Below are 22573 nucleotides of genomic sequence, written 5' to 3' on the forward strand. Positions count from 1 at the left end.
CCCTTGCCATCCTGCACATTGTTGCCCCGCAGGAGATCCAAGGCATGACCGACGACACCCATCTTTCCATTTCGCCCGGCCCGTCCGTGGCCCGCTGCCTGGCCGATCTGATGGCCCCGCGCTCCGCGCCCCTGCCCTATTCGCTGCGGATCGTGCTGGAAAACCTGCTGCGCAATGCCGCGACCCCCGCCGAGCAGGCCCTGGCGCGCGAGATCGCGGCATGGCGGCCCGGCGCCGATACGCTGGTCGTGCCGCTGGCGGTGGACCGCGTGGTGCTGCCCGATTCCAGCGGATTGCCGGTGCTGATGGATTTCGCCGCGCTGCGCGACGCGCTGCTGCGCGAAGGCGGCGATCCGGCGCGGGCCGAGCCGCGCATCCCCTGCGACCTGGTGGTGGATCATTCGCTGATCGTCGATCAGGCCGGCCATCCCGGCGCCATGCGCCATAACCTGATGATGGAATTCCGCCGCAATTCCGAACGCTACGCGGTATTCAAATGGGCGCAGCAGGCGTTTTCGCGGCTGCGGGTGATTCCGCCGGGCATGGGGATCATCCATCAGGTGCATATCGAGCACCTCGCCCGCGTCGTCACCCCCGACGGCCACCCGGAATTCGTGCTGGGCTGCGATTCCCATACGCCGATGGTCAACGCGCTCGGCGTTCTGGGCTGGGGCGTCGGCGGGATCGATGCCGAGGCCGCGCTGGTGGGCGAGCGTTACCGCGTCGTCATTCCCCGCGTGGTGGGCGTGCGCCTGTCCGGCGCGCTGCGGCCCGGCGTGACGACCACCGATCTGGTGCTGACCCTGACGGAACGGCTGCGGCAACTGGGCGTCGTCGGCGCCTTCGTCGAATTCACCGGGCCGGGACTGGACCGTCTGGCGGTCCCGGAACGCGCGACGCTGTGCAACATGGCCCCCGAATATGGCGCGACCTGCGGTTATTTCCCGATCGACGCGCGCACGCTGGACTATCTGCGCCAGACCGGCCGCGCCCCGGAGCATGTCGCGCAGGTGGAACGCGTCGCGCGCGAACTGCACCTCTTCCGCGAAAGCACCATGCCGGAGCCGGAATTCTCCGACCGGCTGGACCTGGACCTTGCGACGGTCGAACCTTCCATGGCCGGGCCGCGCCGGCCGCAGGACCGGCTGGCGCTGTCGCGGGTCGCCGATGCCTTCCGCGCAGCCCTGGCCCGCTCCGCCCGCGAAGGCGGCTTCGAGGCGGCGGAACATCCCGGCCATGGCCGCGTGGCCATCGCGGCGATCACCTCCTGCACCAACACCTCGAACCCGGCGCTGATGCTGGGGGCGGGGCTGCTGGCGCGCAATGCGCTGGCGCGCGGGCTGCGCACGGCACCGGGGGTCAAGACCTCGATGGCGCCCGGTTCCCGCGTGGCGCTGCGCTATCTGGAAACGGCGGGGCTGCTGGCGCCGCTTGAGGAACTGGGCTTTCACGCCGTCGGCTTCGGCTGCACCACCTGTTCGGGCAAGTCCGGCCCCATCGACCCGGAGATCCAGCGGCAGGTGACAGAGGAAGGCATGGTCGCCGCCGCCGTCCTTTCCGGCAACCGCAATTTCGAGGGGCGCATCCACAAGGCCGTGCAGGCCGCCTATCTGGCCTCGCCGCTGCTGGTCGTGGCCTATGCGCTGGCCGGGCGGATCGACATCGACCCGGAGACGCAGCCGCTGGGGCAGGACGCCGGGGGCAGGCCGGTCTTTCTGGCCGACATCTGGCCCGATGAGGGTGAACTGGCCCGTCTGGCGGCCCAGGCCGTCCGCCCCGAGGATTACCGCCAGAACTATGCCCGCATCGCCGAAGGCACCGAGGAATGGCAGGCGCTGGCCACGCCGACCGGGCCACTTTTCGGTTGGGACGCGGGGTCCAGCTACATCTGCCGCCCGCCCTTCTTCGACGCGGATTTCCTGGCCGGGCGCAGGCGCCTGCCCGACCGGCTGGAGGGTGCCCGCGCCCTGGCGATCTTCGGCGATTCCCTGACCACCGACCATGTGACCCCTTCGGGCGAGATCACGGCGGATACGCTGGCCGGGCAATATCTGGCGCAGGCCGGCGTGCCGGTCAGCGCCTTCAACGCCTATACGCAGCGGCGCGGCAACCATGAGGTCATGGCGCGCGCCACCTTCGCCAACCCCCGCCTGCGCAACCGGCTGGTCGACCGCACCGGCGGCTGGACCCGGCACCTGCCGGGTGGCGAGGAGATGCCGATCCACACCGCCGCCATGCGCTATCGCGCCGAAGGCACGCCCTTCGTCATCCTGGCCGGGCGCGACTATGGCATGGGCTCCAGCCGGGACTGGGCCGCCAAGGGGCCGGCGCTTCTGGGCGTCGCCATGGTGATGGCGCGGAATTTCGAGCGCATCCACCGCTCCAACCTCGTCGGCATGGGGATCGTGCCCGCCATCTTTACCGATGGCGAGAGCGTCGAGAGCCTGGGCCTGACCGGCGAGGAAAGCTTCGCGGTCGAGGGGCTGCACGCGGCCATCCGCGACGGCCAGCCGATCCGCGTCACCGCCACCGCCCCGGACGGCCGGCAGACCCGCTTCGCCCTGACCGCCGACCTGCATGGCGCCGACGAACGCGCGCTGCTGGCGGCGGGGGGCATCTTCCCCCGCCTTTTCGACCGGCTTCTTTTCGACCGGCTTCTGGCCGCCCCCGCATCCTGAGGTTTTCATGCGCTACGATCTTGTCCTGAAAAACGGCACGCTGGTCATTCCCGGCACGGGCCTTGTCGAGGCATCCGTCGCCGTCAGCGGCGGCCGCATCGCCGCGATCCTGGCGCCCGGCGAGGGTTTCGAGGCGCGCGAGGTGCTGGACTGCACGGGCAAACATGTCTTCCCCGGCCTGATCGACCCGCATACCCATATCGGCTTCGGCGCGAAGGAGGCGGATTTCCTGACCGAAAGCCGCTCGGCCGCGCTCGGCGGGGTCACGGGGATGATGACCTTCCACCGCTCGGACGATCTGGCGCTCTCCACCGGGCCGTGGCGGGAGGCGGGCGAGGCGCGCTCGATCATCGACTTCGGCTTCCACTTCGGCGTCACCAGCCGCGCCCATGTCGAGACACTGGCCCAGAACGCGGCCCGTTTCGGCGTGACCTCGATCAAGGTCTACCTGATGTATAAGGGCGCCGCCGGGGCCGCGAAGGGCTTTGGCGAGGTGGACGACGCGCTGCTGTTCCGCGCGCTTCAGGCCGGCGCGAGGATCCCCGGCGCCGTGGTCGGCGTGCATTGCGAGAATACCGAGGTGATCCCCGTCTTCCGCGAGCCGCTGAAGGCCGCCGGGCGCGACGACCTGCGCGTCTGGGACGAGCAGAGCCCCGGTTTCCTGGAAACCGAGAACGTCTTCCGCGTCTGTTATTTCGGCGAAAAGACCGGCTGCCCGGTCAATATCGTCCACATGTCGGCGGGCGAGAGCCTTGATCTGGTGCGCCGCCAGCGCCGCCCCGGCCGCGCGCCGATCCATGTCGAGACCTGCGCCCATTACCTGTCACTGGACCGCGACGACGCCTGCGGCCCGCTGGGCAAGGTGAACCCACCCCTGCGTTCGCAGGCCGACATCGACGCGCTCTGGGAAGGCGTCCGCGCGGGAGAGATCGGCACCATCGGCTCCGACCACGTTCCTCGCAAACGCGCCACCAAGGAAGGCGGCATCTGGACCGCCACCGCCGGCTTTCCGGGCATCGGCACGCTTTTGCCGGTGCTGCTGCACGAAGGCTGGCACAAGCGCGGCGTCGCGCTGGAGACGCTGGCCGCCGCGACCAGCGCCAATGTCGCCGCCCTTTACAACCTGCCCGACCGGGGCCGGATCGCGCCGGGCTGTCACGCCGATTTCGCCGTGGTCGATCTGGACGGCGAAACGCTGGTCGATCACGCCCGGCTGGAATCCCATTCCGACTATACCCCATGGCAGGGCCGGCGCCTGAAGGGCGCGGTCGCGGCCACCGTGCTGCGCGGGCGTGTCATCGCCCAGGGTGGCGCGGTGCTGCCGGGCACCGAGGCCGGGGGCGAATATATCTTCCGCACTGCAAGGAACGCGCAAAATGGCTGAAAGAATCTGGGACAAGTTCCTGACCGACCACGACAAGCAGATCTACCAGCTTGCCGGCTATGGCAAGCGCGGCGGCTTCGGCAAGCGCCCCGCGCTTTTCATCATCGACGTGCAGTATAATTTCTGCGGCGACGGCCCTGGCGAAAGCCAGATCGAAGGCGTGAAGAAATACCGCACCCATTGCGGCCCGAAGGGCTGGGAAGCGGTCGGCCATATCGAGAAGCTGCTGGAAATGGCGCGGGAAAAGAACCTGCCCGTCTTCTACACCCAGTCCGAGCGGCGCCCCGACATGATCGACAGCGGCGTGCAGGTCGGCAAGAACCATCGCGGCGGGGAAAAGACCTCGACCGAAGGCACCCACGCCACGCAGACCGTGGCCCCGCTGGCGCCGCAGCCGCAGGACATCCTGATCGGCAAGCGCAAGCCCTCGGCCTTTTTCGGCACGCTGTTCATGAGCCACCTGAACTTCCTGGACGTGGACACGCTGATCATGACGGGCTGCACCACCTCGGGCTGCCTGCGGGCCACCACGGTCGATGCCTATTCCTTCAACTTCAAGGTGGTGATCCCCGAGGAAACCGCCTTCGACCGTTTCGAGGCCAGCCACGCGGTCAACCTGTTCGACCTGAACTGCAAATATGCCGACGTGATCCCGACGCAGGAAGTGCTGGACTACATGGCCGGGCTTGAGGTCCGCCAGGCATAGGCGGGAAACGGAAAAAGGGCGGCCCCGCGGAGCCGCCCTTTCGCTTTTCTGAAGAAGGGCCTTACAGGCCCGCCGTCGCCTCGATGGCGCGGGTGAAGGCGGCCTTCGTCGCCTCGATATCGGTATCCGCATGCGCCGCCGACAGATAGAACAGCCCGCGAGAGATGGTCTGCACGCCCTGAAGCAGCAATTCGCCGCAGAAAGCCGAGGTGGCGGCGCGGTCGATCCGGGCCAGGTCCGCGAGGCCGCTGACATGCTCCATCCCAAGGAAGATTTGCAGCGCCGAGCCGGTGCGCGCGACCGACAGCGCCAGCCCCGCCGCGCGGGCCGTGTCGCGGATATGGGTTTCCAGCGCGGCGCCCTGCGCCTCCATCCGGGGAAAGATCTCGGCCTCGCGCGCACGCAATTCACCGATGCAAGCGATGGCCGCCGCGACCGAGACCGGGTTGCCGTTGAACGTGCCCCGGTGCAGCATCCGCCCCGAGGCCGCCGGCTCCATCACCGCGCGGCTGCCCGCGACGGCGCTGATCGGCAGGCCCGCGCCCATGGCCTTGCCGATCACCGACAGATCCGGCGTCACGCCCATGATCGCCTGCGCGCCGCCGAGACCAAGCCGATAGCCCGAGATCACCTCGTCAAAGATCAGCACGACGCCTTTTTCGCGCGTCAGATCGCGCAGCCCCTGCAAAAAGCCCGGCGGCGGCATGAAGCAGCCGCCATTGATCGCGATCGGCTCCAGGATCACGGCGGCGAAGCTGTCGTCCAGCACCGCGCGCAGCCCCTCAAGGTCGCCCCAGTCCAAAAGGGTGACCGAGGCCGCCGCCGCCGGGTCCTGGCCCAGCGTGTCGGGACCATCGCTGCCCGGCATGCCCGCGATCTGGACGGTATCGAACCAGCCGTGGTAATTGCCCCGGAACTTCACGATCCGGGTCCGCCCGGTCGCTGCGCGGGCGATGCGCAGGGCAAGTTGGATCGCCTCGGAGCCGGTGCTGACAAAGGCCGAAATCTCGGCCGAGGGCAGGGTTTCGGCCACCAGCTCGGCCAGCTCGGCCTCGCCCTTGTGGATGGTCGCGGTGCGCAGGCCCAGGTCCAGCGCATCCTTGACGGCGGCGATCACGGCGCGGGGGCTGTGGCCCAGGATCAGCGGACCATAGCCAAGCGCATAGTCGATGAAGCGCGCGCCCGAGACATCCCACAGATGCGCGCCCTCGGCCCGCTCGACCACCAGCGGCGCGGGCAATTGTCGGCCGCGCGGGGTCGATGAGCAGCCGAAGGCCACGGATTTCAGCGCCCGTTCGCGATAGTCGCGCGCGGCCTGGACGAAGGTAGGTTCGGACATTCGTTCTTCTCGATTCTTGGGGTCTTCAATTTCCGGCGGCGAAAGCCAGCGCGCGGTCGGCCTGCCACCAGACGCCCACCGTATCGCCCACGGCGGGGCGGCGGGCGCCCAGGCCGCGCGGCACATAGGCGGTCACGGGGCCGATCCGCTCGACATCCAGCACGGCGCGCAGGTGGTCGCCGTGATAGATCACATCGCGCACGCGGGCGGGAAAGCGGTTCGCGCCATCCTCGGCGGCGCCAAGGCGGACGTTCTCGGGGCGGACCAGCACCTGCGCCGCCGCGCCCTGGGCCAGCCCTTCCTGCGCAAGGGCGCGGATCTCGGCGCCCTCGGGCGTGCGCAGCACCACGCCGCCGTCACCAGCCTGGGCGACCTTGCCCTCGATGGCGTTGTTCTCGCCCATGAAGCGGGCGACGAAGGCGGTGCGGGGGCGGTCATAAACCTCGTCCGGGGGGCCGATATGCTGGATGCGCCCCTCATTGAAGATGGCGACGCGATCCGACATGGTCAGCGCCTCGGACTGGTCATGGGTGACGTAAAGCATGGTCAGCCCCAGCCGGTCGTGCAGTTCGCGGATCTCAAGCTGCATATGCTCGCGCAGTTGCTTGTCCAGCGCGCCCAGCGGCTCGTCCAGAAGCACCATGCGCGGCTCGAAGACCAGCGCGCGGGCCAGCGCCACGCGCTGCTGCTGGCCGCCGGAAAGCTGGATCGGGCGGCGGTCGGCCACCTTGTCCAGCTTGATCATGTCCAGCGCGCGCTTGACCCGCCCCTCGATCTCGGACTTGGGAAATTTGTGCATGCGCAGCGGAAAGGCCAGGTTCTGCGCCACTGACATATGCGGGAACAGCGCATAGTTCTGGAACACCATGCCGAAGTTGCGCCGATAGGTCGGCGTGTCGTTGATGCGGCTGCCGTTGAAGCTGACATCCCCGGCCGAGGGCTTTTCGAACCCCGCCAGCATCATCAGCGTCGTCGTCTTGCCCGAGCCGGAGGGACCGAGCAGGGTCAGGAACTCGCCCTCGTCGATGGTCAGGTTCAGGTGATCGACGACCTGCACCGTGCCGTCATAGCTTTTGCAGACATCATCGAAGCGCACCAGGGGCCGCGAGGCATTGGGTTGGGACATGGGCGTTTCCTCTTAGCTCTGGCCGGATTGGCGGATGCGTTCGCTGCGGGCACGGGCGATCTCGGCGACGACCAGCATCGCAACCGAGAACAGGATCATCAGCACCGCCGCCGCCGCGATGGTGGGGCTAAGCATCTCGCGCAGGCCCGAGAACATCTGCCGCGGCAGGGTGATCTGTTCCGGGCCTGTCAGAAAGATGGCGATGATCAGTTCGTCGAATGAGGTGGCGAAGGCGAAGATGGCCCCCGCGACCACGCCTGGCATGATCATGGGCAGCACCACCTCGACGAAGGCGGTGAAGGGATTGGCGCCCAAGGACAGCGCGGCGCGCAGAAGCGTGGCGTCGAATGTCTGCACCGCCGCCAGCACCGTGATCACCACATAGGGCGCCGCGATGATGGTGTGGGCGATGATCAGGCCGAAGCGCGAATTCGTCAGCCCCACCGTCGCGAAGCCGAAGAACAGCGACGAGGCGATCACGATGGTCGGCACCACCATGGGCAGCGACAGCAGCGCGATGACCAGCTTCTTGCCCCGGAACTCGGACATGTGCAGCCCGAAGGATGCCAGCGTGCCCAGCACCGTCGCAAGCACCATGGTGGCGGTGCCGACGACGATGCTGTTCCAGGTCGCCCGCAGCCAGCGTTCGGAATAGAAGAAGTCCTGATACCAGCGCAGCGACCAGCCGGGGGTGGGCAGCGTCAGCACCTCGCCCGACGAGAAGGACAGCGGGAACACCACCACGATGGGCAGCACCAGAAACAGAAAGACCAGGATGGCGAAGGCCGAGATTGCGCGCCGCATGGATCACACCTTTCGCTTGTTGAGCGAGGGCATCAGCCGCCCCGCGACCAGCAGGATCAGTCCGGTGAACAGCAAAAGCAGCAAGGAAAGCGCCGCCGCCATGCCCTGGTTGATGGTGTTGTTGGTGAAATAATCGATGTAATAGCCGATCATCTGGTCCTGGATGCCGCCGACCAGCGCCGGGGTGATGTAGAAGCCCACCGACAGCATGAAGACCATCAGCCCCCCCGCCGTCACGCCGGGCAGCGTCAGCGGCAGATAGATCAGCAGGAACTGCTGCCAGGGCTTGGCCCCCAGCGAGGCCCCGGCCCGGACGTAATCCCCCTTGATCCGCGACATCACGCTGAGCAGCGGCAGGATGAAGAAGGGCAGCAGGACGTGAACCATGGCGATATAGACGGCGGGCCTGGTGAAGATGATGGCCTTGGGTTCCGAGATAAGCCCCAACCCGCCCAGCACCGCGTTCACCACGCCCTCGCGCTGAAGCAGGATGAACCAGGCGGTCGAGCGCACCAGGATCGAAATCCAGAAGGGCACCAGCACGCACATCATCGCGGCCGTCGCCGCCCTGCCCTTCAATGTCGAGATGAACCAGGCCGTGGGATAGCCCAGCAGCACCGTGATCGCCGTCACCGCAAGGCTGATGGTGAAGGTGCGCAGGAACAGGTCGCGGAAGATCGCCTGATCGGGCGAGACCGCCACGATGGCGCCCGTGTCGTCATAGCGCAGGTCCAGCGCGCGCAGCACATAGCTGGCCGTATAGCGGCTGCCATGCAGCTTCAGAAGCCGCCAGATCTCGGGCTTGCCCCAGGCGGGGGCCAGCGCGGGCAGGCTTTCCGAATAGGGCGCCGCCAGTTCCGCCGCGCCCGAGCGGGTCTTGGTCAGGGTCGAGCGCAGCCCGGTCGATTCAAAGTTCAGCCGCCGGGTCAGCGCGCCGAAGGCGCGATTGTCCAGCCCTTCGCGCATATCGGTGGCGACGGCCTCGAAGGCCGCCTCGGGGGGCATGCCCTCGCCGTTCCAGTCCGACAGGACCAGCGTGGCGCGCGGCAGCGCCATGGAGATTTCGGGATTGTCGAACGCGCGCTTGATCGCCACGCCGATCGGGATCACGAAGCCCACGACGATCAGCAACAGAAGCGGCGCGACCAACAGCCAGGATGCGGAGTTCTTGCTCACGGGCGGGTCCTCGGTTCCTAAGATGCGACGGGGCGCGACCGCGCGCCCCGCCCTGGAATCAGCGTGCGGCCCAGGCCGAGAAACGCGCCTCAAGATCCTCGCCATGCGTGACCCAGAACTCGGTATTGATGCGCAGCCCCTCGTCGGTGTGGTTCAGCACCATGCCGGGATTGGCCTTGCGGATCTCGGGGTCCTCGTTGATCTCCTTGTTGGCGGGCGAGATCGGCCAGATCTTCGCCTGTTCGCGCAGCGGGCCGGCATCGGTGATCCAGTCCAGCATCTTCATCGCCTCGTCCTTCATGGGCGAGCCGGCGACGACGGCCCAGTAATCGACGGAATAGATCAGCGTATCCCAGTCAAGCTGATAGTCCTTCTTGTCCTCGTTCATGGCGCGCTGGATACGGCCGGTGAAGGCCAGCGCGTAATCCACCTCGCCCGAGCCGACGAATTGCAGCGGCTGCGCGCCGGTGGTCCACCACACGACATGGCCGCGAAGCGTGTCCAGCCTGGCGAAGGCGCGGGCCACGCCTTCCTCGGTGCCCAGAACCTCATAGACCTGATCGCGCGGCACGCCATCGGCCAGCAGCGCCGCTTCCAGCGTCATCTGCGCGGTCGAGCGCAGCGAGCGTTTGCCGGGAAACTTCTCGACATCGAAGAAATCGGCGAAGGTCTCCGGCCCCTGGGCGTGCTTGGTCTTGTCATAGAACACCGCCGCGCCCCAACCCGCGCCGCCGACGCCGCATTTCAGCGCCGTGCCCTCGATGAACTTGTCCTTCTTGACGACATCGTAATCGACCGGCTCGAACAGGCCATCCTCGCAGCCGCGCAGCAGCTCCGGCTCGCCGATCATCTCGATATCCTCGGTGATGTCGCCGGTGTCGACCATGGAATAGATCTTGGCCAGTTCCCCGTCCGAGGCATCGTCCGTGACCTTGACGCCGCTTGCTTCCTGGAAGCTTTTGAACAGGGTCGTGCGCGCGGCGTCCTGATAGCCGCCCCCCGGACCGACAATGACCAGGTCGCGCGCCTGGCCGCTGGCGGCAAATCCCAGCGCAAGGGGCAGCGCCAGAAAGACGGAACTCCGAAGCCTGCGATCTTTCATCTTCATCTCTCCTGTCAGGGCAAGCGTTGCGCCCGCCAAATGTTATTGCCGGATCGGACCGGCGGCCTGCCGGAGCCGAAGCGCATTGGTTGTTTCTATAGTAGCAATATTAATACATTTAGGAATCTCGCAAGGATTTTTTTGATCCAAGTCATTCTGGCCCGTCCTACCCCTGCTGCCGGCGTAGTTTTGCCTATTTTCAGGGCATTTTTCTGCGGCCTACACAAGGGCCTTGCGGGGCGATCCCGCAAATGCCATATTGTATCTATCATAATACAATATGGGTAGCCGTCGATGAATCCCGCCTTCCAGCCCCGGCCGGCCAATGCCGCGATCCAGCCCACGCCCGCGCAGGGCGGTCTGGTTGAATACCAGCTTTATATCGACGGCGAATTCACCCCGGCCCTGACCGGCGGCCGAATCGAATCGACCGATCCCGTCAGCGGCGAGGTCTGGTCCACCATCGCCCGCGCCATGCCCGAGGATGTGGATCGCGCCGTCATGGCCGCGCATCGCGCCTTCAACGATCCGGCCTGGCGCGGCCTTTCGGCGACGGCGCGCGGCGCGCTGCTGCGCAAGCTGGGCGACCTGATCGCCGAGAATGCCGATTGGCTGGCCCAGCTTGAGATGAAGGACAACGGCAAGCTGATCGCGGAACTGAACGTCCAGATGCGCTATCTGCCGAATTATTACTATTACTACGGCGGCATGGCCGACAAGTTGCAGGGCGCGACCATCCCCAGCGACAAGCCCGGCGTGATCAACTATACCCGCTACGAACCCCTTGGCGTGGTGGCCTGCATCATGCCCTGGAACTCGCCCCTGCCGCTGATGAGCTTCAAGCTGGCGGCGGCGCTGGCGGCGGGCAATACGGTCGTGCTGAAGCCCTCGGAATTCACCTCGGCCTCGACGTTGGAATTCGTCAAGCTGGTGGAACTGGCGGGCTTTCCCAAGGGCGTGGTCAACGTGGTGACCGGCTATGGCCATGAGATGGGCGAGGCGCTGGTGGCCCATCCCAAGGTCGAGCGTATCGCCTTTACCGGCGGTCCGGTGGCCGGGCGGATCATCAACGAACAGGCGGCGCGCGCGATGAAACGCGTCACGTTGGAACTGGGCGGCAAGTCCCCCAACATCATCTTCGAGGACGCCGATCTGGATCAGGCGGTCAAGGGTGCCATCGCCGGCATCTTCGCCGCCTCGGGCCAGACCTGCGTGGCCGGCTCGCGGCTGCTGCTGCAACGCTCGATCCACGACCAGTTCGTGGAAAAGCTGCTGAGCTACCTGGATGACATCCGCTTCGGCCATCCCTCGGACCCGGAAACCCAGATCGCGCCGATCTCGACCGGGCCGCAGCTTTGCAAGATCGAGGATTATGTCGCCATCGCCAGTGCCGAGGGCGCGACCCTGGTGCGCGGCGGCAAGCGGGCCGAAGTCGAAGGCTATCCGAACGGGCTGTTCTATGAGCCGACGATCTTCACCAATGTCCGCAACGACATGCGCATCGCGCAGGAAGAGGTCTTCGGCCCGGTCCTGTCGATCATCCCCTTCGAGGACGAGGACGATGCCGTCCGCATCGCCAACGACACCATCTTCGGCCTGGCCGCCGGGGTCTGGACGCGCGACCTGGCGCGGGGTTTGCGCATGACCGAAAAGATCCGCGCCGGCACGGTCTGGGTGAACAACTATCGCTCGACCTCGATCACCTCGCCCTTCGGCGGCTTCGGCATGAGCGGCATCGGCCGCGAGGGCGGCATGACCGGCATCATGGAATATGTCGAGCTGAAAAGCGTCTGGCTGTCCACGGGGGTCGAGATCCCGAACCCGTTCATCCGGCGCTAGCTGTCCAGTCCCGCCATCCGGTGGATCGGGTTCGGGACGAAACGATCCGGCTCCAAGGTCCGGACCTTGCAGATGTGTCCGTATGGCGTGAGGCCGTTGAGGGTCTTGAGCCTGCGGGCAAGGTTGTAAGCTGCCATGAACGGGGTTCTTTCGGCCCCGTCTTCATGTCCGCGACCGTCTGACGCCACTTCGTCACGGTCCTGGGATCGATGCCCGGTTCGCGGCTCAGCCCCGCGGTCGAAGCTTTCGATCGCTGCATTGCTGCTCGGATAGCCTATCCGGCCGAGTTGGCGGGCGTTCCTCCAGCGGGACCAAGACCGACACGCCGCTGATCGAGACGCCGCAGACCGTCAACGTCATCGGCCGCGAACAGATCCAGCAGCAGGGCGGCACCACCGTGACCGACGCGCTGCGCTATACGCCGGGCGTGGTCGCGGGCACCAATGGCGGCTAGTCCGGGCGGTTCGACGCCTATTTCGTGCGCGGCTCCGGCGGGTTCTCGGCAGCGGCCAACAACGCGAACACAATGGGCGGGCTGCGCTGGCGGATCCCCGGCCGCTCGGGCGTGCAATTCGACCCCTGGATGGTCGAACGGGTCGAGGTGGATTGCGAAGCCAATCGGCATTCAGGTCATCGGTCCAACGCGCATCGACAAGGCCATAGAACGCACACTGGATCATGCACAGGACCATGATATTGAAGAGGCAGAGCAGGGCGCTGTTGCATTCAATTCCACCACCAGTCGTCCTTTATGTCACGGAAAGCGGAAAGCGGTCGGGAATGGCGTGGTAAGCTCTCTTCCGCTGACCCGCTCGGATTGATCATACGGCCCGCTTCGGTTAAAAAGGTGCCAGGCCACGGCTTCGTGGCAATAGAGCCTGCGCTGTAAAGCCGGCGTCGTCGGCGATTTCAATGTCGGTTGCAAGACAGGCCGGATCAGCCGCCCATACCCGCCTGCCATGCCAATTCGGAGAGATGCCATGCTGAATACGGCGATAAAGGCATGCAGAATTCTGCGCCGCGAAGGCGTCTCGGGCGCGCTACGCCGTGTACAGCACCGAACCGATGGCGGATTGCTGCGAGATCCTGGCACGCTGCCGGAACGCTGTTTCGTACTGCTGGGAAAGGGGCCGTTGAAACCCCATTTCCAGGCAGAGCTAAAACGGCACAAACTGATCTCGCGCGCATCGGGTCGGCTGGCGGCGCAGAAGATCATCTTCAACCCCTTGCCGTTCGAGTTGGACGATACCGCCATTGCGGCCATCGTGCTAAGCGACGACTATCTGGCATCCATCCGGCCAATGGATCACGAGATCGTGGCGGGCGTCGCATCGGGTTGCCATCTGATCGTAACCTCCGCCTGGGGATTGCGGCAGGCCCTGGCTTTGGGGGCCGAACTGCGAAACCTGACACTTGTGCCACTGGACGCCAGCCGCAATGCGCTTCGCCTGGCGATCGGGCGCTGGCTTGTCTACGCCGGAGCGATGCCCCCCGAATGCCATGTCCGGGATCTGCTGGATCTTGCGCCGCCCATCCGAAACCACAGCCGGCTCTGTATCAGCCTGCCGGAATATCTGGACCGGCGCTCGGGCTTTGCCCAGAGTGACGCCGGAGACTTTTCCATATTCGACGGAATTCGACTGCTGCCCGGTTGGAAGGGCTGCGCCTGGAGCTACAAGGCCATCGCCACCAAGGCCCTGCAATCAGGCGCGCGCCGGCTGACGATCTGCGAGGATGACGCCAGTTTTGGACAGGATTTCACCGCGTATTTCAACGCATTGAATCACTACCTGGATCGCTCCGACTGGGATGTGTTCAATGGGGTGATGACACGCATTCAGGGTCAGCCAGAGATCGTGATGCAGCGCAAGCTGGGTCGGAACCATATCATCCACACCTCGCAGATGATGGGCATGGTCTTTAATTCCTACAACCGCACCGCGCTGGAGTGGATGGCCGATTGGAATCCAGAAAACGGCGGTGCCGAAACCAACACCATCGACGAATGGATGAACTTGATGCCAGGGCTCCGGGTCATTTCGGCGGTGCCGTTTCTGGCCGGACACCGCGATGAGGCACATTCGACCATATTCGGCTTCAAGAATACGCGCTACAGCGGCATGATCCGCGCCACCGAACGCGAGATCATGTCGATGCTGGATCCCAGCTAAACGCCCGCGACATCATCATTCGCGCACAGAAATCGCATCACCTATCCCTTGATCAGAACACCGAAGCGTTTGTTCACGATGCATACGAAATCATGGTGCCCCATCCGCATCATTGCCCGAAAGCCCTCGCGGGCGGATTCCGAATAAAACACGTCATCGACGACGATCATTGACTTGGGTGCCATCCAGCCGATCAACGACTTGAAGCTGCGAAGCATGGCGTCCCTTTCATGCACGGCGTCGATAAAGGCGAAGCCGATCTGAGCGGTGCCAGAAAGCTGCCGCGCAAAACCCGCGAAATCGCCCTGGATAACCCGTGAACCCGGATCGATCAGATTGACCGAGGTTTGAGCCAGGGCGGCGTATTCCGAAATTTCAAATGACAGCAGCGTGCCGCCCTCGGCCCGACATGCGGCGGCGGCCAGATACATCGAGGAAATGCCAAAACCGGCCCCATCCTCGACGATCAGACGCGCATCGATACTGTGCGCCAGATTATACAGAACCGCGCCATAGGCCGGCGAGATCGACAGCGTATCTGACGAGACCAGCACCGTCCCTTCGCGCCTCGCATACTCGCCTCCGTAACAGTCATGCAGCGGCTGCGGCGCATAATTGCGAAGCACCATGCGCCGCTGGGCGATGGCCCTAATTGTCCGAGGATCAATTGGTTTTTCGATAACCTTGCGCAGCCGCGCGCGGTCCCAGGTGGCAGATGTCTCGCGCAGATAGGTCACGGCAAGACGTGATGAGGCTGGCATTTTCCCGGAACCCTGGGGCACTCCCGGCTTCATGGCCTCTCCGGCGGATTCTTCCATCATACGGGCCTTTGCTTCAATCGCGCGCGCTTGCTTATCTTACCGGAGAACCGGGAAATTTGGCCAGCCATTCTTGAGCATCCCGCATGGCCTGCGTCGTAACCTGGAAGGGTGCCGCCGCCAGAAGCGCGGGCAGGTCGATGGGTTTTCGTGCCAAAAGAAAGCGATCCGGCGCAATGCTGTCATGGTTGATCGAAAGGAATTGTGACAGATCCACCGCCTCGGGGGCCTGCTCATAGCCGATGGAGCGGTAATAATCCTCGAATTTGACGCCATCGCCGTGGATCTGCGTCGTCGAGATCGTCACCGTCGCAAGGCAAGCCGGAATGCCATATGCCTGCGCGATGATCACCCCATGCAACGAGGACGAGACGATTCGCTCGCAATCGTGCATTTCGTCCAGGAATTCCTCGATCTGGTCATAGCCCAGACGACAAATATCAATGCGCCGCACGTCAGAAGCCACGGGCGTCGTCATTTCCTCATGGGTGAAATGCAGAATCAGGCCGGCCTTGCGGCCAGGCTTTTTTCGGCGAGGATACAGGATCGGCAGAAGCCATGCCGGGTCGCCATAAACCTCGGGGCATATGCCACCATTCTGGATCACCAGCTCACGGGTAAGTGGACCGCGCACGGCGTGATATGTCGCCCCCACGGCCAGCCTGCCATGCGAATTCGGCGTGCCGCTGCCCCAGACATGGCTGCCGTCCTTGGCGTATTTGATTACCGAGCCAATCGCGCAAAGTCCCAGGCCGCGCCCCGCCCATTTCGGGGGAATGCCGGTTGCCTTCTCGACGATATAGGGGTTCACGATATCGCCCAGATTACCCGGATAAGGTTGCTCCCACCAGAAAAGTTTGACCCGCCTATCGTCGGAAATTCCCATCGCCTCGGCCCGCCTGTCCAGCGACGTGCGAAACAGACGGCTGCGCGAGAAGCTGATAACCGCGTCGTTCCCCGTCGCTTCGATTTCCGCGAAAAGCTCATCGGCCGCCGTCCAATCCCGCCTGTCCAGCGCCTGCAACAGCCTGAAGCGCAGTGCATAGGGAAACAGATGCTTATTTTCTCGATAACGTTCCAGATTTTCATCCAGAACGGTCGGGTCCGTGAACTTGGCCGAAACCTCAAGCAACTTGTGATAGCTACCGAAATCTTCGGGATTACGTAATATAATAGCGTGATAATAATCGCAGACCTGCTCACGCTTGCCCAGACGTGCGGCCTCATGAATCAGGTCCAGAAGCACTGCCTTCTGACTTTCAGGGCGCAGGATGTCGGGCATGTGTTTCAACACCTTTCCCTTGAACTCATTCACATTGCCGCTGTCGCCATGCAGGAAATAGGCGGCCGGATTTTCCTGATCCTGGAGACGCACGATATCCTTGGGTGACAAGATCATCAGCCGAGGACGGGCCGAAGTCCGCCGAAATGCTTCTTCAAGGATATAGTCGTCGGTGAAGTCGCCCTTGGCCTGTTGTTCGACGCGCTTGCACTCATAAAGAAGTTCAAGCGTCTCCCGAGTATAATTCAGGATCAGATAGCCCGGATGGAACCGCCGTGCATAAAGCGAAAAGTTTTCCTGCGGTAGAAAACGGAAACCGCGCATGAAGACGGCAATGTCATAAGAGTGGCTGGCAAGGTTATCGACATTTCGCAAAAGCTTGGTATCTACATCAAGCCACATCACCGTGCTGCGATGCTTCAGCAGCATCTTGCGATAGAATCGGACCTTTGCGCGGCAAATTTCGTTCCAGGTCGTTCCAGCTCGGAAGCTGATCGGCTGGATATCGTGCTGCATGCCCAGCTCGTCGCATCTGAGGCGCAGTTCCCTGGCTTTTTCTTCGTAATAGCCACCTTCGGTATAGAAGCTGATGACGATAATGCGTGGGCGCACAGGGTAATTCCGCCTGCGTATATAACGCAGCATCGACTCTGGCAGGATTCGCTTGGCAAACTTTACCGAAAATGGAGTTGATGCCTGTTGGAAATATGTGGCAGAGGGCGTGGTTCCGGTCATCTGATCAAATTCCTGCGGAGAAGTTTTGCGGCCTCATCGGCACGACGTGGCTAAGAGGAAGGGGCAGCGAGAAACAGCACTCGGTCAACGGACTATCGACACATTCGCGTTAAGGCATTGCCGCGTCTGGAAGGAAACCGCAGCGGCCGCCCGCAAATACGCGGACGCACCGCTAGCGTTGGGCCAGGTCGCGATGCCATTTTGTCAACAGCGCAAGGCCGCCTCCGAACAACAGCGCCGCGATGACCAGCACATAGATCGGCTGGACGTATTCGGCGCGATAAGTAGAGTAAAACCCCGATCTGTTCGTGCCGACGATGTGGATCAGCGGGTTGAACCACAACACTTCACGAAATCCCTGCGGCAAGCTGTCAAAGGGAATGAAGATGCACGAGACCAGGAAAAGCGGCCGGGTGATGATGGCCCAGATATTGGCCCAGATCGGAAAGCGGCGCATCAGAAAGCAGTTCGCGCAGCCGACGGCCAATGCCAGGCAGGCCGACATCGAAAAGGCCAGAACCACCAGCGGGATATTCAGTATCAGTTCGACCTGATCATACCAGACGATGCCCGTCAGCACGATCACGAAGACAAGCGCATGGACCATGCAGGCCAGCAGAAAACGGGCAAGCAGCGCATCGACGAAGGTAACGCCGGGATAAAACAGCAGTTGTTTGGAAAATTGCAGCGATTGCGCCACCTTCCTGCTGATGTCCAGAAACATCAGGAAAGGCAGCAGCCCCGTCGCATAGAACAGCGCGAAACTGGAGCCCATCGGCGGCACCCGCACCGCCAGTGAAAAGATCACCGTCAGCAGCGCGATGCCGCCGACCGGCTCCAGGACGGTCCAGATAAAGCCTCCGGGTGATTTCCCGTAAGAGGTGGACATCTCGCGCAGCACCAGCGCGCTGATGGTGCGCCATGCGGGCCAGCGCCGAAGTGGGTGATGCCGGGGCACGGAAAACTGCATCGCCTCAATCCTCATCATCATCGCAGGCGTTGCTGGCGCCGATATTGGAAAGATGCGTCTCGATGGCCTCGTCCACATTCTCGAAATAGGTCAGTCGTCCATGATGCAGCACGGCCGCCGCCGTGCAGACCGAACGGATCATGCTCATGGAATGGGACACCATGATCGCACCGCTGTTCAGGAGCCGGTTTCGGAAATAGGCTTGGCTCTTGTTACGGAAGTTGCCGTCGCCGACGGAAGTGACCTCATCGACCAGATAGGTGTCGAAATGGATCCCCATCGAAACGCCGAAGGCCAGCCGCGACCGCATCCCCGAGGAATAATGCCCGAAAGGCAGATAGAGGTGCTGCCCCAGATCCGAGAAATTGGCGACGAATCGCAACAGCTTTTCGGCATCGATATTATAGACGCGGGCAATGAAGCGCGTGTTCTGGGCCCCGGTCAGATCGGGATGGAAACTGCCCGAGAAGCCCACGGGCCAGGAGACGCTGCCCGTCGTCACCACGCGACCGCTATCGGGCCGGACGACGCCGGCGATCATGCGCAAAAGCGTCGATTTGCCCGCACCATTATGCCCCAGCAGTCCGACGCTCGCGCCGGTGGGAAAGGTCACGGTCACGTCGCGCGCCACGACGGTGGTGCGACCGTTGACGGTGAAGCTTTTGGACAGGTTCTCCAGCTGGATCATCAGTGCCGGTCGCGATTTGCATTGACGATCAGCACAAGGCTGAGCCAGCCGATGAAGATGAAGACCCCCGCCAGCAGGGTCACGACGAACCGCCGCGGCCGGGTCGCGGTTTCGGGCAGGGTCGGCTGCACGAAGGTCGCCAGATAGCGGTTGTCCTGCTGTGATTTCGACCGCGCCGCCTCGACCCCGGCCAGCGCCAGGCTATAGCTTTTCTCTGCCAGTTCCAGGTCCAGTTGCAGCTTGGTGTATTGGTCGATCACGGCGCTGAAGGTCTCTTCGCCCGACGGACCGCCGACATAGCTTTGCTGTTCCTGTTCGATCCGCTGCCTGAGCACGTCGACGCGCATCTGGGCCTGGTTGATGCGGACATCGGCCGTGCCCTGCTGGCGCAGGGTTTCAAGCTGGATCATGGCCTCGGTCAGTTCCTGCGACAGGCCGGTCACGATGGTCGCGTTGATCGTCACCACTGCCTGCGGGTCGATCAGCTTGTAGCGGTCCCGGAATTGGGCCAGCGCCACCCGCGCATCGGCCAACCGCCCTTCGGTCTCGTGCAGGTCGCGCTCACCATAGCGCAGCACGTTGTCACGCGCCTCGTCCGAGATCGAGTTGACCAGCCGCGCCGCCGCCTTGTGAATACCCTGCGTGATGCGATTGGCATCCTCGGGGGAAAAGGCGCGGACCTGGATTTCCGTCATGCCGGTCGCGGAATCGACGCTGATCGTGACCATCCTGCGCCAATAGGCGACCAGTTCCTCAAGCGTGGCGCCCGTGTGCAGGGCAAAGATCGGGTCCATGGACGGCCTGGTGAACGAGGCGCGCAGGTCAAGCTCGTCGTCAAGCTGCGCGACGAAGTTCGGACTGCGAAGATATTTGTAAAGGATCTGCGCGTCGGTCGTCGCATTCCCGACCGACGACAACCCGATCCCGGCCAGAAGCCCCACGTTCTGGGCCTCTTCGTCGCGCACCACGAATGACACTTCGGAGACATATTGGTCCCGCGCGACAAGGAACATATATGTCGTGACCAACACCAAAGGCAGCACGAACAGCAGCAGGAAACTGCCGACGATCAGCGTATGCTTCCCGGCCCAGACCGCGCGCCCGACGGCGGGGGGAATGCGCGGATTGGCTGATTGCACGCGCTGGGGCGGCGTCTCAAGATCTTTCACGGCCGGTCCCTTCGCTGATACGCCTCGGTCGAGCGATGGGATCCAGAAGCGCGGCGGCTTCGATCAACGCAGCGGCGATATCATCCATGACAGGCCCGGAAATCCGGTCGTCCCACACCAGGTCCAACAGGCTGCGTTGGCGCAGATCGTGACCGACAGGCTGGGGCATCCGTTCGGGCAGGCCGACGCCGGCGGCATAGTCGCGATATTTCATTTGATCGCCCGCCACGGCATCCTCGAACCCCTCGAAGGTGATCAGCGAGACCGGAATGCCGTAGGCCTGGCAAGTGATGTAGACATGCATCGCGCTGGTCAGCACCGCGTCATACTGGCCCAGGCTGGAAATAAAGCCCTGGATCTGGTCCCGGCGGGAAAGCAGGACGGACAGTTCGTCGACATCCTCCGGCAGCCGCAGCGAGATGTTGCGATGCGCGAAATGGCGCACCAAGGCCAGGCGGCCATTGGTCGAGGCCGGGCGCGTGACGGGGACCAACCGGGGCAGAACCGCCGCCGGATCGCCAAATCGCTCGACCTTGGGGCCTCCGGCCGCGGCCACCAACTGGGCGGAATAGGGGCCACGCAACGAAACATAGGTCGCATCCGGCGCGATTTCCGTATCGGCGCGGCTGAACCCCGTGCCCACCAGGATCGAGCTTTTCTGCGCGAACCGTCCGATCGAACCGATCGCCATCAGATGCGGCTTCGCGCCAATCTCGTCATGGCGCTGAAAGCGCACGGAGTGTCCCGTCACACCCTGCACGATCAACGGCGACAGCCAGTCGCCGTAATTGCCCGGATAGGGCTTGTCCCACCACAAAAGCGGCAGCGCGTCGCGATCCTCGGCCCCGGCATAGTCCAGAAACGCATGGGCCGCGCCGATCACGGCGCGATCGGCATTGCCCAGCAACCGGCGCGAGGAAATCTCGGCCAGACGGGCCTCTACGGCGTCGCGGCGCCCCTCGCGGGCCTCGTGGATGATGTTGTAGATGCTGCGCTGCGACAACTGGCGCGACGCGGGCAGGCTGGGCGACAGGAATTCGGTCAGCCCCATCTCGTCCGACAGCCGGCGCAGCGGAATGGCCAGGCGTGGCGGCAGAGCACTTTGGGTTTGACGCGCGACGCTTAGGGCCAGCGACCGGATACCGGATCTTGGCGGCGCGGCGCGCGCGGTGCCCGAACGGCGATGTTGGGCCGCCAGCCCCTTGAACGCCGCGACATTCCCGCTGGAACCGAAATAGAAGAACGGCTTGCGTCCGCTGTCGGATTGATCCGCGCGCCCCAGCAGCATGGCCGAGGGGATCATCTGGAAGCTCAATTGATCCGCGTTCTTGCGCCAGGCTTCCTCGAAGAAGAAATCGTCCGTGGCGCGCACCCGCATCGCCTGGCACGCCATATGGGCATCGCGAATATAGCCGCGTGCAGCCGGCGTGGTATTGATGCCCCAGAAGCAGGGCTCCCAGAAACGGGCGCTGTTGGCATAGCCGATCCGCATCGGATGGCTGAAACCACGTTGGAACCCGATGATATCCGCCGAAAATCCAGACACGAAATCCGGCAGATAGTCGATGTCGCAATCCACATCGATCCAGAAGACCTTGCGATCCGAATTTCGCTCGCAGGCGGAATGCAGAAACGGGATCTTCTTGCGGCAGATCTCCAGCCATTCCTCGCCCTCGGCCTTGGGCACCTCGACAATCTCATGCGCGATGCCCAGCCGGTCCAAAGAGGCACGCAGATTGCTCGCCGCCTGCGTGTAATATTCGTCTGGGGTATGGAACGAACAGAACAGGATGTTCGCGGTCATCGGGCCGCCAATGGGCATGGTCGGGTCTCTATCTTGGTCATCATCCGGGATCTTGGCACCAGGGAAACCCCAAGCCCTCTCTGGTTTGGTAAACCGTTCGGTCCAAAACTGACAAGCCAGCCGGACGCAGAACGACTGAAACCTTCCACTCCGAGCAAGGATTTAGATGGCGGGGGAACGATCTATCCCGGCACAACAGAAAGATTATTCCTGCGCGGTCGTGCGGCATGGTCGCAAGTTGCGCCGTCATACCGAGTAATCGCGAGCGCCGCCGAGAGCGTATACGGAAAATCCCCGCCGTTCCGGCCATCGCAAAACCAGCCGTTCGGGGGATAGGTCGGTCAAGGAGGATTGCCGGGCAGAGCGGTCGCCCCGAAGCACCTGACGAGCCACCGAAATAGTTGCCCAGCCAGGCACATGCCCAACCTGAAGCCTGCGAGACAAGGGACACGGCAACCAACCTGCCCCCCGGTATCCCTCGTTCACAACGAGAGTCCTTGGGGTTGATGGTGGTCGCTTGCAGGCTGGGCAAGCGCGCCGGACCCGAAGCCCTCAGAGTGCTCAAGCGCCCGGCGTGCGTCGGACGGGACTTTGTTGCCCAGCGGGGAATGCGGCCTGACGTTGTTGTAGTCGTAGCGCCAGTTTGCGACGGGCATCGGCAAGGCTGTCGAAGATCTCCTCGTTGAGGCATTCGTCGCACCTGACTTCTGCAACAATGCCGCACAACGGCCTCAACGCAAGCGAAGCTTCCTGCCGGTGGAAGGGTTCTTCCTTGGAGGCTT

At 63.8% G+C, this 22573-nt stretch carries 17 protein-coding genes and 2 pseudogenes; 6 read left to right on the plus strand and 13 right to left on the minus strand.

The window, feature by feature from the left end; all coding sequences use genetic code 11:
• Nucleotides 1-44 precede the first annotated feature (44 nt).
• The 3 genes from acnA to QM682_RS04330 are packed head-to-tail and all read left to right on the plus strand — an operon-like array spanning nucleotide 45 to nucleotide 4768.
• Nucleotides 45-2678: an aconitate hydratase AcnA gene (acnA, locus tag QM682_RS04320; protein WP_415127465.1), complete on the plus strand. Its 2634-nt coding sequence runs from the start codon at nucleotides 45-47 to the stop codon at nucleotides 2676-2678.
• Between the two features lie 7 nt (nucleotides 2679-2685).
• Nucleotides 2686-4062 (plus strand): dihydroorotase, encoded by a 1377-nt coding sequence (locus QM682_RS04325; RefSeq protein WP_415127467.1) that lies wholly within the window; start codon nucleotides 2686-2688, stop codon nucleotides 4060-4062.
• Nucleotides 4055-4768, plus strand: coding sequence for an isochorismatase family protein (locus QM682_RS04330; RefSeq protein ID WP_415127469.1), 714 nt, complete (start codon nucleotides 4055-4057; stop codon nucleotides 4766-4768). The genes QM682_RS04325 and QM682_RS04330 overlap by 8 nt, the downstream gene beginning before the upstream one ends.
• Nucleotides 4769-4829: 61 nt before the next feature.
• On the opposite strand, the gene QM682_RS04335 is transcribed toward QM682_RS04330, so the two are convergent.
• The 5 genes from QM682_RS04335 to QM682_RS04355 are packed head-to-tail and all read right to left on the minus strand — an operon-like array spanning nucleotide 4830 to nucleotide 10315.
• Nucleotides 4830-6107: an aspartate aminotransferase family protein gene (locus tag QM682_RS04335; RefSeq protein ID WP_415127471.1), complete on the minus strand. Its 1278-nt coding sequence runs from the start codon at nucleotides 6105-6107 to the stop codon at nucleotides 4830-4832.
• Nucleotides 6108-6132: 25 nt separating this feature from the next.
• The gene (locus QM682_RS04340) at nucleotides 6133-7233 is read right to left on the minus strand and encodes an ABC transporter ATP-binding protein (protein WP_415127473.1); all 1101 of its coding nucleotides are present in this window, start codon (nucleotides 7231-7233) and stop codon (nucleotides 6133-6135) included.
• 12 nt (nucleotides 7234-7245) lie between these two features.
• A complete protein-coding gene (locus QM682_RS04345; protein WP_415127475.1) occupies nucleotides 7246-8037 on the minus strand; it encodes an ABC transporter permease in 792 nt (263 codons plus the stop codon).
• Between the two features lie 3 nt (nucleotides 8038-8040).
• Nucleotides 8041-9213 (minus strand): ABC transporter permease, encoded by a 1173-nt coding sequence (locus QM682_RS04350; RefSeq protein ID WP_415127477.1) that lies wholly within the window; start codon nucleotides 9211-9213, stop codon nucleotides 8041-8043.
• Nucleotides 9214-9271: 58 nt separating this feature from the next.
• Nucleotides 9272-10315 carry an extracellular solute-binding protein gene (locus tag QM682_RS04355; RefSeq protein ID WP_415127479.1) on the minus strand — a complete coding sequence of 348 codons (1044 nt, stop codon included), beginning with the start codon at nucleotides 10313-10315 and terminating at the stop codon, nucleotides 9272-9274.
• A 294-nt stretch (nucleotides 10316-10609) separates the two neighbouring features.
• Here QM682_RS04355 and QM682_RS04360 point away from each other — a divergent pair, with 294 nt between their 5' ends.
• A complete protein-coding gene (locus QM682_RS04360) occupies nucleotides 10610-12154 on the plus strand; it encodes an aldehyde dehydrogenase (protein WP_415127481.1) in 1545 nt (514 codons plus the stop codon).
• On the opposite strand, the pseudogene QM682_RS04365 reads toward QM682_RS04360, so the two are convergent.
• Nucleotides 12151-12294, minus strand: a pseudogene (locus QM682_RS04365) (IS481 family transposase); the annotation flags it as partial. The gene QM682_RS04360 and the pseudogene QM682_RS04365 sit on opposite strands and share 4 nt — an antisense overlap.
• Before the next feature lie 191 nt (nucleotides 12295-12485).
• Between QM682_RS04365 and QM682_RS04370 the strand changes: the two are divergent.
• Together QM682_RS04370 and QM682_RS04375 are read left to right on the plus strand one after the other, a co-directional pair.
• Nucleotides 12486-12608, plus strand: coding sequence for a TonB-dependent receptor plug domain-containing protein (locus QM682_RS04370; protein WP_415127497.1), 123 nt, complete (start codon nucleotides 12486-12488; stop codon nucleotides 12606-12608).
• Between the two features lie 526 nt (nucleotides 12609-13134).
• Nucleotides 13135-14325 carry a hypothetical protein gene (locus QM682_RS04375; RefSeq protein ID WP_415127483.1) on the plus strand — a complete coding sequence of 397 codons (1191 nt, stop codon included), beginning with the start codon at nucleotides 13135-13137 and terminating at the stop codon, nucleotides 14323-14325.
• Nucleotides 14326-14366: 41 nt separating this feature from the next.
• On the opposite strand, the gene QM682_RS04380 is transcribed toward QM682_RS04375, so the two are convergent.
• From QM682_RS04380 to QM682_RS04410, 7 genes and pseudogenes are all read right to left on the minus strand, one after another.
• A complete protein-coding gene (locus QM682_RS04380) occupies nucleotides 14367-15143 on the minus strand; it encodes an O-methyltransferase (RefSeq protein ID WP_415127485.1) in 777 nt (258 codons plus the stop codon).
• Between the two features lie 34 nt (nucleotides 15144-15177).
• A complete protein-coding gene (locus QM682_RS04385; RefSeq protein ID WP_415127487.1) occupies nucleotides 15178-17160 on the minus strand; it encodes a polysaccharide pyruvyl transferase family protein in 1983 nt (660 codons plus the stop codon).
• Nucleotides 17161-17332: 172 nt separating this feature from the next.
• Entirely contained in the window at nucleotides 17333-18130 is a 798-nt protein-coding gene (locus QM682_RS04390) for an ABC transporter permease (RefSeq protein WP_415127489.1), read from the minus strand.
• Between the two features lie 4 nt (nucleotides 18131-18134).
• Nucleotides 18135-18818 carry an ABC transporter ATP-binding protein gene (locus QM682_RS04395; RefSeq protein WP_415127491.1) on the minus strand — a complete coding sequence of 228 codons (684 nt, stop codon included), beginning with the start codon at nucleotides 18816-18818 and terminating at the stop codon, nucleotides 18135-18137.
• Entirely contained in the window at nucleotides 18818-19987 is a 1170-nt protein-coding gene (locus QM682_RS04400; protein ID WP_415127493.1) for a hypothetical protein, read from the minus strand. Before QM682_RS04400 ends, QM682_RS04395 begins: the two co-directional genes overlap by 1 nt.
• Nucleotides 19974-21791: a polysaccharide pyruvyl transferase family protein gene (locus QM682_RS04405; RefSeq protein ID WP_415127495.1), complete on the minus strand. Its 1818-nt coding sequence runs from the start codon at nucleotides 21789-21791 to the stop codon at nucleotides 19974-19976. Before QM682_RS04405 ends, QM682_RS04400 begins: the two co-directional genes overlap by 14 nt.
• A gap of 482 nt (nucleotides 21792-22273) precedes the next feature.
• Nucleotides 22274-22487 (minus strand): annotated as a pseudogene (locus QM682_RS04410) (integrase core domain-containing protein); the annotation flags it as partial.
• Between the last annotated feature and the right edge of the window lie 86 nt (nucleotides 22488-22573).

Source organism: Paracoccus sp. (in: a-proteobacteria), assembly GCF_047605025.1.
Taxonomy (GTDB): Bacteria; Pseudomonadota; Alphaproteobacteria; order Rhodobacterales; family Rhodobacteraceae; genus Paracoccus.